The 11154-nt window shown below is 61.6% G+C and carries 14 protein-coding genes, 2 tRNA genes and 1 pseudogene; 9 read left to right on the top strand and 8 right to left on the bottom strand.

Annotation, left to right across the window (positions count from 1 at the left end; all coding sequences use genetic code 11):
- Positions 1-79 precede the first annotated feature (79 nt).
- From RUW20_RS07865 to RUW20_RS07830, 8 genes and pseudogenes are all read right to left on the bottom strand, one after another.
- A pseudogene (locus tag RUW20_RS07865) lies at positions 80-412 on the bottom strand (fasciclin domain-containing protein); the annotation flags it as partial.
- Positions 397-534 (bottom strand): hypothetical protein, encoded by a 138-nt coding sequence (locus tag RUW20_RS07860; protein WP_313951649.1) that lies wholly within the window; start codon positions 532-534, stop codon positions 397-399. The gene RUW20_RS07860 and the pseudogene RUW20_RS07865, both read right to left, overlap by 16 nt.
- Positions 535-547: 13 nt before the next feature.
- Positions 548-775: a hypothetical protein gene (locus RUW20_RS07855; protein WP_313951648.1), complete on the bottom strand. Its 228-nt coding sequence runs from the start codon at positions 773-775 to the stop codon at positions 548-550.
- Positions 776-841: 66 nt separating this feature from the next.
- Positions 842-1294 carry a pyridoxamine 5'-phosphate oxidase family protein gene (locus RUW20_RS07850; protein WP_313951647.1) on the bottom strand — a complete coding sequence of 151 codons (453 nt, stop codon included), beginning with the start codon at positions 1292-1294 and terminating at the stop codon, positions 842-844.
- Between the two features lie 55 nt (positions 1295-1349).
- Positions 1350-1775 (bottom strand): DUF1499 domain-containing protein, encoded by a 426-nt coding sequence (locus RUW20_RS07845; protein WP_313951646.1) that lies wholly within the window; start codon positions 1773-1775, stop codon positions 1350-1352.
- Positions 1776-1984: 209 nt separating this feature from the next.
- Entirely contained in the window at positions 1985-3523 is a 1539-nt protein-coding gene (locus RUW20_RS07840) for a cryptochrome/photolyase family protein (RefSeq protein ID WP_313951645.1), read from the bottom strand.
- A gap of 148 nt (positions 3524-3671) precedes the next feature.
- Positions 3672-4682, bottom strand: a complete 1011-nt coding sequence (locus RUW20_RS07835) for an NAD(P)/FAD-dependent oxidoreductase (protein WP_409559326.1) — start codon at positions 4680-4682, stop codon at positions 3672-3674.
- Positions 4683-4722: 40 nt separating this feature from the next.
- Positions 4723-5010, bottom strand: coding sequence for a TIGR02450 family Trp-rich protein (locus tag RUW20_RS07830; protein WP_313951644.1), 288 nt, complete (start codon positions 5008-5010; stop codon positions 4723-4725).
- Between the two features lie 177 nt (positions 5011-5187).
- Here RUW20_RS07830 and RUW20_RS07825 point away from each other — a divergent pair, with 177 nt between their 5' ends.
- The 9 genes from RUW20_RS07825 (at position 5188) to RUW20_RS07785 (ending at position 11131) form a co-directional block, all read left to right on the top strand.
- Positions 5188-5928 carry an SDR family oxidoreductase gene (locus RUW20_RS07825; protein ID WP_313951643.1) on the top strand — a complete coding sequence of 247 codons (741 nt, stop codon included), beginning with the start codon at positions 5188-5190 and terminating at the stop codon, positions 5926-5928.
- A 6-nt stretch (positions 5929-5934) separates the two neighbouring features.
- Complete coding sequence (locus tag RUW20_RS07820) at positions 5935-6393, top strand: DUF3429 domain-containing protein (RefSeq protein WP_313951642.1); 459 nt, start codon at positions 5935-5937, stop codon at positions 6391-6393.
- Between the two features lie 32 nt (positions 6394-6425).
- The gene (locus tag RUW20_RS07815; protein WP_313951641.1) at positions 6426-6785 is read left to right on the top strand and encodes a hypothetical protein; all 360 of its coding nucleotides are present in this window, start codon (positions 6426-6428) and stop codon (positions 6783-6785) included.
- A gap of 57 nt (positions 6786-6842) precedes the next feature.
- Positions 6843-8201: an AarF/ABC1/UbiB kinase family protein gene (locus RUW20_RS07810; RefSeq protein WP_313951640.1), complete on the top strand. Its 1359-nt coding sequence runs from the start codon at positions 6843-6845 to the stop codon at positions 8199-8201.
- Positions 8202-8319: 118 nt separating this feature from the next.
- Positions 8320-8820 (top strand): CIA30 family protein, encoded by a 501-nt coding sequence (locus RUW20_RS07805; RefSeq protein WP_313951639.1) that lies wholly within the window; start codon positions 8320-8322, stop codon positions 8818-8820.
- Positions 8821-8833: 13 nt separating this feature from the next.
- Positions 8834-9415, top strand: a complete 582-nt coding sequence (locus tag RUW20_RS07800; RefSeq protein WP_313951638.1) for a histidine phosphatase family protein — start codon at positions 8834-8836, stop codon at positions 9413-9415.
- A gap of 869 nt (positions 9416-10284) precedes the next feature.
- Positions 10285-10764 (top strand): hypothetical protein, encoded by a 480-nt coding sequence (locus tag RUW20_RS07795; RefSeq protein WP_313951637.1) that lies wholly within the window; start codon positions 10285-10287, stop codon positions 10762-10764.
- 194 nt (positions 10765-10958) lie between these two features.
- Positions 10959-11034 (top strand) — tRNA-Ala (locus RUW20_RS07790).
- A 21-nt stretch (positions 11035-11055) separates the two neighbouring features.
- Positions 11056-11131: transfer RNA gene (locus tag RUW20_RS07785), tRNA-Glu, on the top strand.
- The last annotated feature ends 23 nt before the right edge of the window (positions 11132-11154 follow it).

Below are 11154 nucleotides of genomic sequence, written 5' to 3'. Positions count from 1 at the left end.
GCTACCAAGCCGGAGCTGCTGAACGCCTGAAGACTGCGTTGTCCACGACAAGCTAACAGGCAACCCGCCTCGAGAGTGCTTACTTGGGCATCAGGACGGTGTCGATTGGATGGATCACACCGTTGCTGGCCATTACGTCGGTAGTGACGACCTTGGCGTTGTTAACCTTGACGCCACCGTCCGTAGTGATGGTGAGTTAGCCACCCTGCACCGTCGCCACCTCACCAGCCTTCACGGCATTGGCCAGCACCAGAGCCGGTACCACGTGGTAAGTCAGCACTGCTGAGAGCTTGGCCTTGTCCATAAGCAACGCGTCAAGCCGAGCTTTGGGAATCCTGGCAAAGGCTTCGTCGGTCGGCGCGAACACCGTGTACGGGCCCTTGCCCGTGAGCGTTTCTACCAGGCCGGCTGCAAGTGCCCCCCCCTGGGCAGCACGAACTGCACGATCCAGCCGCTGGCGACCGCCGTCTGGGTGACTGGCACCGTCATCTCCCGCTTCACCGGGGCGACGGTTTGCGTTACCGGAGCAGTCATCGAAAAACTCCGCTCACCCTTGTTTTTCCGAAGCTGTAGCCTGCGAGAATCGGAAAGGCGTCATTACCCGCGCCGTATCGGCAATACCCTCGACAAGCATTTTGGCGACCACATAGGACGCGTACAGTCGAATCTCGATGTTGTTTTCAAGCTTGCGTAGAACTTCATGATCCGGTTCTTCAGCGGCGTCGGTCAAAATAGGCACCGCCACCAGGGCGAAGGGAAACACGGAGATGCGCATCGCACGCAGTCAGTAAAATCGGATAGCACGTGGACGAATGGCCGTTCAGCGAGTTGGCCAAGGGTGTCAGTCTCCGGTGCGCCATTCGAGAACCTTCTGAAAACTGGAAACAAGAAGGTAGGAATCGATCTTTACCCTGACGACGGCACAAGTCGGAGAGGCTGCAAATTCGGCCAGATAGGGGTGGCAGGCGAGGAACAAGTCGAGCAGGGTAGCGCGGTCACCAGAGCCCGCTTCCTGTGCCTTGCCGATGGCCGTTACCGCCATTGAATCCTGGGTATCAGAGCCCTTGTTCTCGCGGTTGTCGATCAGCAGGGCGACGCGAGAATTGGTCACGAGGTTGGCGAACTTGCACGTCGTCCTATCAGTCAGAACGACCAGCTGCCGCAGGTCGGTGGAGGCCACAAATGCCATCAGGCTGGTGAAAGGCTGGCCGTGGCCGTCGGTCGCCAGCACCGCGAAACGTTGCGACCGAAACAGATCACTCAGAATCCTCTGTATCTCGACATCTGTGCTCATCACGTCCATTCCGTAAAGGAAGCCGCGTTCGACGCTGGTTTCGAATACCGCGCCATCAGCGCTCGCTCTGCTGCTCGAAGCGCGTTGCGAATTCCCGCATTCGAGAGCGGTTTTTACCCCAGTCGAACAAACCGAACAACGACCGTGATCGAAACCCGATGCGCTGCGTCGCCGCGTCGATTCTGAAATCAACCTGGTCCCTGAAACCAGCGGGCGTGGTGAAGATCACTTCCAGCGCCAGCTCTTCGCTACGCACGACTTTTGCCTCGGGGAAGGTTTTCAGCGTCTCTCGCAGCATTGCCATGGCCTGCGCCGGTGGGCCGGTGTATCGCAACGGCAACAGGTTGCCGGTGCCCAGCGAGTTGGCGCAGTTGCTGGGAAGCGTGCAGGCCAGGTGCGGGGAGAGGCTGTAGGAAGCGTCGCTGGCGTGGAGCTTCGGCACATCCGAGGCACATCCACTAAGCAGGATCGCCAGCGTCATGATGCCAAACCAGGTATGTTTCTGAGTGCTTCGCAAGGCCTTCTCCAAGTCAGAAGCGGGTGAGTAGGCACAGCGTGACGTGGGTGGCCCGGCCAGCATTGAACCACAAGCGGCAACGGCCAGTTCGTTCGCGATCTGGGCGAAGGCGGTGGAGGGACGTCGACCAGCCTCTCCTTGCCATGGCAGCCAAATGCCCAGACAAGAGAGGATCACAGGCGGTCCAGCGAGTTGTGTAGCTCGTCTGCCTGCTCACGTAACGAACGTCGCGTCACCTCATCCATTTTCGCCAAATGCCGATAGACCATGCCGAGACGCGGATTGGTCGACAGTCTTCCGGCGTTGCGCGCAAAGAAGTCCCAGTAGAGCGAGTTGTAGGGGCAGGCTCGCTCGCCGGTGCGCAGCTTTTTGTCGTAATGACAACCCTTGCAGTAGTCACTCATGCGATCGATGTAGGCGGCGCTGGATACGTATGGCTTGGTGGCCAGCAGTCCGCCGTCGGCGAACTGGCTCATGCCGAGGGTGTTGGGGAGTTCGACCCACTCGAAAGCGTCGACATAGACGCCGAGATACCAGCGATGCACCACCGCGGGCTCCAGTCCGGCCAGCAGCGCAAAATTGCCGATCACCATCAGTCGATGGATGTGGTGGGCGTAGGCCTGTTCGAGAGACTGGCCGATGGCGTGGGCGAGACAGCGCATCCTGGTCTGACCGTTCCAGAACCATCCCGGCAGCGCCCGAGCGTGGCCGAACACGTTCTGCTCGGCATACTCCGGCATGTGCGCCCAGTAGAAGCCGCGAATGTACTCGCGCCAGCCGATAATCTGCCGGATAAAGCCCTCGGCAGTTGCCAGGGATACCCCCCCTGCGCGCCAGGCGGCTTCGACCTTGGCAACGACCTCGCGCGGATCGAGCATCTTGGTGTTGAGGGCAAACGACAACAGCGAGTGAAACATTCGCCAGGCGCGATGGCTCATCGCGTCCTGAAAGTCGCCGAAGTGCGGCAGCGCCTTCTCGATGAAGGCGTCGAGTTGCTGCAAGGCTTCGGCACGATTGATCGGCCAGGCCAACTGTGTAGCGTTGGCCTGGCCGAAGCTGTTAACGCCTGCGGAGACGATCGTCTGCCAGAGCGTTGAATGGTCGTGAGCCGCCCGGAAGTCTGCGGGTTCGGACGGTAGCCCTGGCCAGGACTTACGGTTGTCGTGGTCGAAGTTCCATTGGCCGCCGACCGGTCGGCTAGCGCCATCGATCAGTACTCGATGTTGCACCCGCATATGGCGATAAAAGTGCTCCATCACCCATTGCTTACGTGTGGAACGCAGCCGCGCAGCCTCGTCGCGCAAGGTATAAAAGTGCTCGCTTTCCACCATTCGGCAGGGGATGGATTGACGCCGACCATAGTCGGCCAGCTGCGCGTCGAGTCGCCATTCGTCGGGTGCCTGGTATTCGAAGGCTCGGATGTTGAACCGAACAATCAGCGCATCGAGGTTGTCCGGCAGCGCCTGCCGGTTGTCCGGATCATCGATCGTCAGGTAGTGCACGCAGTGTCCGGCCGCTCGCAACTGACGGGCCAACTCGCGCATCCCGGCAAAGATGGCGATGATCTTCTGCGCGTGGTGCAGCACGTAGTCGGTTTCCTGACGCACTTCCATCAAGACGTACAGCACATCGTCGCGCTGCTGCTCGAACCAGGAGTGCCGCGGATTGAGCTGGTCCCCGAGAATCAGCCGAAGGATTGTGCCGGAACTCATGCGGATTTCTGGCAAAGCCCCCTGCGCTGGCGTTGCGGCAAGCCGTGCTGCCGCTCCAGACCGGGCAAGCCGCGCGTCAGAGAAAAAGTTCCGTGACAGGGCCGCGCTGCAGTGCGGAGAAGGCGCCACGACTCACCAAATCCTGCCGTCAGCATCGCGCGAACGACTGCAGCACCTGTTCGGCCAGCGTCCGGCCGCTGAGCCAGGCACCCTCTACTTTGCCGCCGTTGAGCCAGTCTCCGCAGAGGCCCACGCCAATGTCTGGACGCCAGGCGCAACCCTCGTTGAGGGCAGGTTCGGTGTCGGCGTAACGCCAGCGGTGCGCAGTCCAGCCCTGTGGGACCGGACCGCCGAGTTGGCCAAAGACGGATAGCAGGGCGGCGGCGACGCTCTCGGAATCTTCTTCCAGATGCTCCTCACTCCAGTCCGCGCAGGCGTGCAGCAGCCAGGTTTCCTCGCCGCTGCGGCCAGGCTTGCTGCTATTGCGGGCGATCCAGCGCAGTGGGCCCTGATTGACGAAGGCGGCATCGAACGACAGGTCGACCGGCGCAGCAAAGCGCAGCATCAGCGCCCAACAGGCGCGCATCACGGCGCTGCTGGCCAGTGCCGCCAACTCGGGGGCCGCTTGCTGCAATAGTGGTACCGCCTGCGGCGCTGGTACGGCCAGCAGGACGGCCGCAAAGCGCGTCTCCAGCCAGCCTTGTTCAGCCGAAAAAATCTGCCAGCCGTGCGTCTGGCGCCTGAGCTGCTGGATGTTCGTTAGCACGTGCACGGCCAGTGTGCTGGCCAGATACCGGGCAGGCGCCGTCATGGCGGGCATACCGACAAAGCGCTCGACCGTCGACTCGCGTTGTTCGGGCGAATCGCCATCAAACATCCATAGCCTGGGATCCCACAAGCCCGCGACCCCGACCTGCTGCCAGCGCTCCACCTCGGTACGGAAGTCGGCGTGGCGAGCGGTGAAATACTGGGCACCGTGGTCGCATTGCCAGTCGTCGCCTCGACGGGTGCTCATGCGTCCGCCCGGGCCGCGACTTTTGTCGAACAGACTGACTTCGAGGCCAGCCCGTTGCAGTGCCGTGGCGCAGGACAGGCCTGCGATGCCAGCACCGATCAGCGCAACATGCGGAGAGAGATTCATGGTTTCTTTGTCCATCATCGATCCGACGAGCCTGCGCGAAAATTCTTCCCGGCACAAGTCATTGCCAGCCTTGCAGCCACCGCTGGCCCTCGGTTAGATCACGCCAAGAGAGCGAAAACACCCGCCGAGAGTACACGGCTTCCAGTTCGATGCTCTCGATTCGCGTGGCCGGGGGCTCGGGCTGAATCACCCCGGTGACAATGAAGTGCTTCTCCTTATTATGCGGGGACGCCGCTGTCCACTTGCTGAGCAGCAGTTTATTCGGGCTCAGGCGGCGAGCAGCCGGTGAACCGAACGCCTGTACTTCGGATCCGGGTGCGGAAGATGATTTCACGGCCTCACTCATTGCTGTCCTAGACAACCAATAAATTATCGAGTATTGTAACTCACACAAGGCGTTAATGTCATACATATCCAATAATTGTCTAATACAAACACCTCTCCCGATCGGTCAATCTGATGATTTCATTGGCGCCCAAGGGAGTCCCTTCCTTAAGAGCAGGTGAGCGGGAGAAGAGATGTCATGGAAAAGGTAGCCCTAGTTACTGGAGCAGCAGGCGGGCTGGGTCAATCGGTGGCGGCGAAGCTGGCAGAGGCAGGCTGGAGACTACTGGTGACCAGCCGGGAGGGTGAGCGCTTGACCCACAGCTACGGGGACAGCCACATACAGGTGGTCGCTGACTGCTCCAGCGTTGCCGGAGCACGCCACATTTTCGAGGTCGCCAAAGCGCACCAGTTGCTGCCCACGGCATTTGCGCACTGCGTCGGCAACATTCGCCTGGGCGCACTGCATCGCATGTCCGACGCCGACTTTGCGTCCTGCCTCAACGCCAATCTTGTCAGCGCCTTCCATACACTGGCGGCTTTCGTTGGCGCCTTGCGCGACGCCAAGTGCCCCGGATCGGCGGTGCTGGTCTCGTCGGCTGCTGCACGGATAGGCACTCCCAATCACGAGGCGGTAGCGGCAGCGAAAGCCGGTGTCGAAGGACTGGTACGCAGCGCGGCGGCGACCTATGCGAGCAATGGCATCCGGATCAACGCCGTCGCCCCCGGCATCATGGACACGCCGGCCTCCACCGCCATCCTCGGCACCGCGATGGGCCGCGAGGCGGCGGCTCGCCAATACCCCTTGCCGGGCATTGGTTCCCCCGACGAACTGGCCGAACTGATGGTCTGGCTGCTCTCGGACAAGGCGGCCCGGGTGACCGGCCAGGTGTGGTCGATGGATGCCGGCTTTTCCACCGTTCGACCGTTGGTCAGGTAGGACGCGATGGACCACTCACTGCTCAATCCCATGCCGCGCAGCGTTGCCTGGCTCGGTTACGGAGGACTGCTGCCGTTTCTCGTCCTGGCCCCCGCCAGCCTCGTCGACCCGCACCACGCAAAGCTCTGGAGCGATGCGCTGTTTGCCTACGGTGCGGTGATCCTGACCTTCGTCGGCGCCCTGCATTGGGGATTCGCCATGACTTTGACGGATCTGAGCGCAAGTCAGCGGACGTGGTGCTTCGTCTGGAGTGTCGTCCCGGCACTTATCGCCTGGTCGGCATTTCTGTTCTCGCCGATGCTGGCGAGTGTTCTTTTGGTGACCGGGTTTCTGACTCACTACTGGCAGGATAGATTTCTCATCGCCGCCAGCCATTTGCCGGGCTGGTACCTACCGTTGCGCTTCCGGCTGACTAGCGTGGCCTGCCTTTGCCTGACAGCAGGTGCTTTCGCTGAAACCTGGTAATCGTTCAAAACGCATCGAGCAAAGGAGCCACGATGAACGCCTTCAACAGACTTCCGGGATTCGTGCAAACGCCGGCTGGTCGGGAGCGCGACGTGCTCCGTCTATTACCCCGCGTGCTCGTTTTCGGCACGCTGCTTCTGGCCCTGCCGTCGTTTGCGGCGAGGATTTTTCTCGGCGAAGGGGATGCAGTGGAAGCCTGGACTCGCCTCCAGATGGTCGACATTCTTGCGCTCAGTATCGTGCTCCTGCACTGGACGGCGGTGCTCACGGTAGCGATTGCTGCATTCATCGTCATGGTGATGAAAGGTCCCGCCTATGTGGCGGACGCCTATCCCCTCGATGATTCGGAAACCGCGGATTCTCCCGACTGCCGCCAGCCGGCTTCGTTCTGAAGAACTATTCGCCAAGTGTCGCTGGCTACTGTCGGATCAGATGGAAAGCGAGGCCACATGCTAGACGATGAGCTAAGCAAACGCGACGCAAGCACCTCGGCCGTTCCCGGCGGACGGTGGTCCAGGATTGCCCGGCTGGGTGTTCTCGCCAGCGGAGTTGCCGGCAGCATGCTGGCAGAGGGCACAAGACAGTTGGCCCAAGGCAAACGTCCGCGAATTGGCGACTTGCTGCTGACTCCGGAGAACGCCTACCGCGTTGCCGAGCAGCTTGCCCGGTTGCGCGGGGCCGCGATGAAGTTCGGGCAACTGCTGTCCATGGATGCAGGCGATCTGTTGCCGCCGGAGTTTGGCGCTATCCTGGCGCGCTTGCGCGCCGACGCCAAAGCCATGCCAATGAGCCAGTTGGTGAGTGTGCTCGACGCCAACTGGGGGCATGGCTGGGACCGTCATTTCCGGCAGTTCTCCTTCACGCCGATGGCGGCAGCGTCGGTGGGCCAGGTCCATCTGGCGCAGACGAAGGACGGGCGGCGCCTGGCCATAAAAGTCCAGTACCCCGGTGTCCGCCAGAGTATCGACAGCGACGTCGATAATGTCGCCACCCTGCTGCGTGTCTCTGGACTGCTGCCCCGTGGACTGGATGTCGGACCGCTGCTGCGGGAATCGAAACGTCAGTTGCACGCCGAAGCGGATTATCTCGGGGAGGGCGCCTGGCTCAGCCGCTACGCCGGACTGCTGGGCGACGCGCCCGAGTTCATGCTACCCGAGGTGCACGCCGACCTGACGACCGAGAGCGTCCTGGCGATGTCCTGCATGGGAGGCGTGCCGGTCGAATCCTTGCTGCAAGCCCCGCAAGCCCCGCAAGCCGAGCGAGATCGCGTGGCAGGACTGCTGTTCCGGCTGCTTTTCCGAGAGATTTTCGAATTCCGATTGATCCAGACAGACCCCAATTTTGCCAACTACCGCTACGACAATGCCAGCCGCCAAGTGATTCTGCTCGACTTTGGCGCCACCCGCCCCTACCCGGCAGCCGTCGTCGACGCCTATCGCCGGCTGATGGCGAGTGCTGTCGTCGGCGATAGGCAGGAAATGAGCATGGCCGCCAGCGCCATCGGCTATTTTCGAGCTGACATCGGGGAGCGGCAGCGGCAACTCGTCCTTGATGTCTTCCTGCACGCCTGCGAACCCTTGCGCCACGCCGGCGCCTACGATTTCGGGAAGTCGGATCTGCCAGCGCGAATCCGCGACACCGGTCTGGCATTGAGCACCGAAAGGAATTCCTGGCATACGCCACCGGCGGATGCCCTGTTCTTGCACCGCAAGGCAGGCGGTCTTTATCTGCTGGCGGCAAAGCTCAAGGCGCGGGTGGACATTGGCGCCTTGTTCCTGCCTTACGCGTCGAGACAGGCGCCGTCATGAGCCGGCAGCGAGAGACTGGATGGTCAGGTTTGCCGTCCAATCGTCGCCGTGCGGTGTTCTGGGCCGGGGTTGGCAGATGCGGATGGCTACCTACTTTCGATAGACCAGGGCTGCAAGCATGAAGACTTCGATTTGCCGATTCGACACCCCCGATGCCGTCGCCGGCTGGTACGCCATCGACGATCGCGTGATGGGTGGGGTCTCGGCGAGCAGAATGGCTTTTCATACGAAAGGGCATGCCGTCTTCTCGGGATCGCTTTCCCTCACCAACAACGGCGGCTTTGCGTCCGTTCGCTCACCGCTGATAGCGTCCAAAAGCATGGGCGGCGCAGCCTGTTTGCTGACCGTGCGCGGCGACGGCAAGCGCTACAAGTTCAGCATTCGGACTGGTGCCGAGTTCGACGGCGTCAATTACCAGTCGGCTTTTCAGCCACCGGCCGGGGAGTGGACCACGATAAGACTGGCCGCAGCCGATTTTGTCCCGACCTGGCGAGGACGCGTCCTCGACCACCTGCCACCGCTTGACCCCTCATCGGCTCAACAAGTGGGCCTTCTGATCGCCGATCGACAAATGGGTCCATTCAAGCTCGACCTGCGCGTGGTCGAACTTGTCGACTGAAGGAAGGAGAAGAATGCGCAAGCCGCTCATCCTTGCACTTGTGGCCATGTCATGGTTCTTCCCGGCGTGGGCCGATGATCCGGCTTTGCCGCTAAGCGAACTTGCCAAACCGGGCCGTGTGCTGATGCTGCGGCATGCCCGCGCGCCGGGGTTCGGCGACCCGCCGAATTTCGTCATCGGCGATTGTTCCACCCAACGCAATCTTGATGCCAGCGGCCGGGCTCAGGCACGACAGTTAGGCACCCGCCTGCGTGCGGTCGGCCTGACCAATGCGAGAGTCTTTTCGAGCCAGTGGTGCCGCGCGCTCGAAACGGCCCGTTTACTGGACCTTGGGCCGGTAGAGTCCATGCCGGCGCTGAATTCCTTTTTCGCACGCCCGGACGATCGGGACAAAAATCTCGACGCCTTGCGATCGTTTCTCGCCACGTTGCCCATCGATGGGCGGCCGGTGATCCTGGTCACCCATCAAGTCGTGGTGAACGCCTTCACCGAGGCAACGCCGCCCGCTGGCGGCGGCAGCGTTTTTCAGATCAATGGAACCCAGACGCCAGGATGGGTTGGTGTCATTCCCATCCAAGCACGAGAAGGTTCATGAGCATGATCTCCATTCGACGCGCCTGCTCAGCCTTTAACTCGGTTCGCTGTTCCACCATACCCCAAATACGCACCAGGCTGCTGAAGTGAAGACGACAAGCCCAAGCTGGGAGCAGGGATCAGGAGTGTCGCGGCTATGGCGACGATTCAGATCGCAGTCGGCAGGCTCACTCATTCGCCGACCCCGGTCAGCAAGGCTGAACAGGTTTTCTCACGCGGCAGGCGCGATGCTGCTCTAGCTCCTCGTACGCCTCGCTCCCCCTCGACATTGGCGCCCTGGTTTTGGTTCTTGCGGTGGCGAGACGGATCCGTACCAGTCATCCGTCAGGATCAAAGCCTGCGCCCGTAGTGCGGTCACGGGGTCTTACTCCTAGCCGCCACCGGCACCCTCGCTCTCGAACTCGTCAGATCCTGCTGGCAGAGTGGTGACGAACCAAGACTTAGCCCTCAGCGTCGCAGCGAGTTGATGGTCTTCCGTGTTCCCGCTTCAGGCACACTGTCGTGAATTGATCGTGCGCCGACCGACGCTACGCTACAGACACTCACCAATCCAGCCTCAAACCATCCGCCACGGTAACCAAGATCGCTTCCGTGCAATGAATAGCCGCTCCCACCGCACGGGATGTTGCGACGATTGACCGCTTCGCACACGGTCGAACGGCAGGAGTTGGATCCTCCCGTAGCAGCGAGGTCGAAGCAGCCGTTCGACCTCATTTCCGGCCCTACGGCCCGTAGAGAATCCATACCGGCCGTCAGCGCCGTGTCGAACCAACGACGGTGCCGGGCCGATCACTTGCTTCGAGCCGTGGACTGACAACGGCGGCCATACTCCAGAAAGCCGACATCCGCTCTCATGGGGATGCCTTTGGCTTGGTGTTCAGCTTCTCCCATTTCGCAGGCAATCGAAAGGAGTCGCAAGAAATGACACCAAGCATGCTGCAGCGCGTGATTCGCGCGGAGGGGCAATCCCATTCGGCAAGAACCGTGGAAGGGTTCGGCTGGATCATGTTGGTGGAGGCGGCGCTGGTGTTGGTCGAACCGCACAGCGTGGCGGCGCTGTTGCATTTGCCGGAGTTGAGCGAGCAGGCGGCGAACTACTTTCGCCTGGTGGGACTGTTGCTGGGTGGCTTGGGCATGCTGTACGTGGTGAGTGGTCGGCTGAACGCTCTGGGCTTTGTCTTCGCGTCGATGCTCGATCGCCCGCTCGTTCCCTTCATCATGGCTGTGCTGTGGCACCAGGGGATCGTCCCTGCTCCGCTGGCGCTGTTGTTTGCGGTGTCTGACAGCGTGAGCTTTTTGTGGACGCTCGCCGCCTGGCGAGCCGAGCGCGTCGAGCGAATGGCGGGCTGATTCCTGACTGTGGCCGGGCCCTCTGGAGGTGGTGACTCGATGCTGGACCGTCATCGTGAGCACAAGTGATGCTTGCCGGTTGTCGCCCGGCGATGGCGCGGCTTGATGCCGCAACCTGGATCACCTCGGATGGCAGTAGCACGGCGCTTTACAGCAGGCAGTCGGCTCCCTATAATCCTCGCTTCTTTCGGGCCGGGGGTATAGCTCAGCTGGGAGAGCGCTTGCATGGCATGCAAGAGGTCCGCGGTTCGATCCCGCGTACCTCCACCAACAAGCCGAAAGAAGTTCCGGGTCCCCATCGTCTAGAGGCCTAGGACACTACCCTTTCACGGTAGGTACCGGGGTTCGAATCCCCGTGGGGATGCCAGCATTGGCACTGGCTGTTCGACC

It is taken from the genome of Accumulibacter sp., assembly GCF_032229525.1.
GTDB lineage: Bacteria > Pseudomonadota > Gammaproteobacteria > Burkholderiales > Rhodocyclaceae > Accumulibacter.
This window is presented reverse-complemented; position numbering and strand designations above follow the sequence as displayed.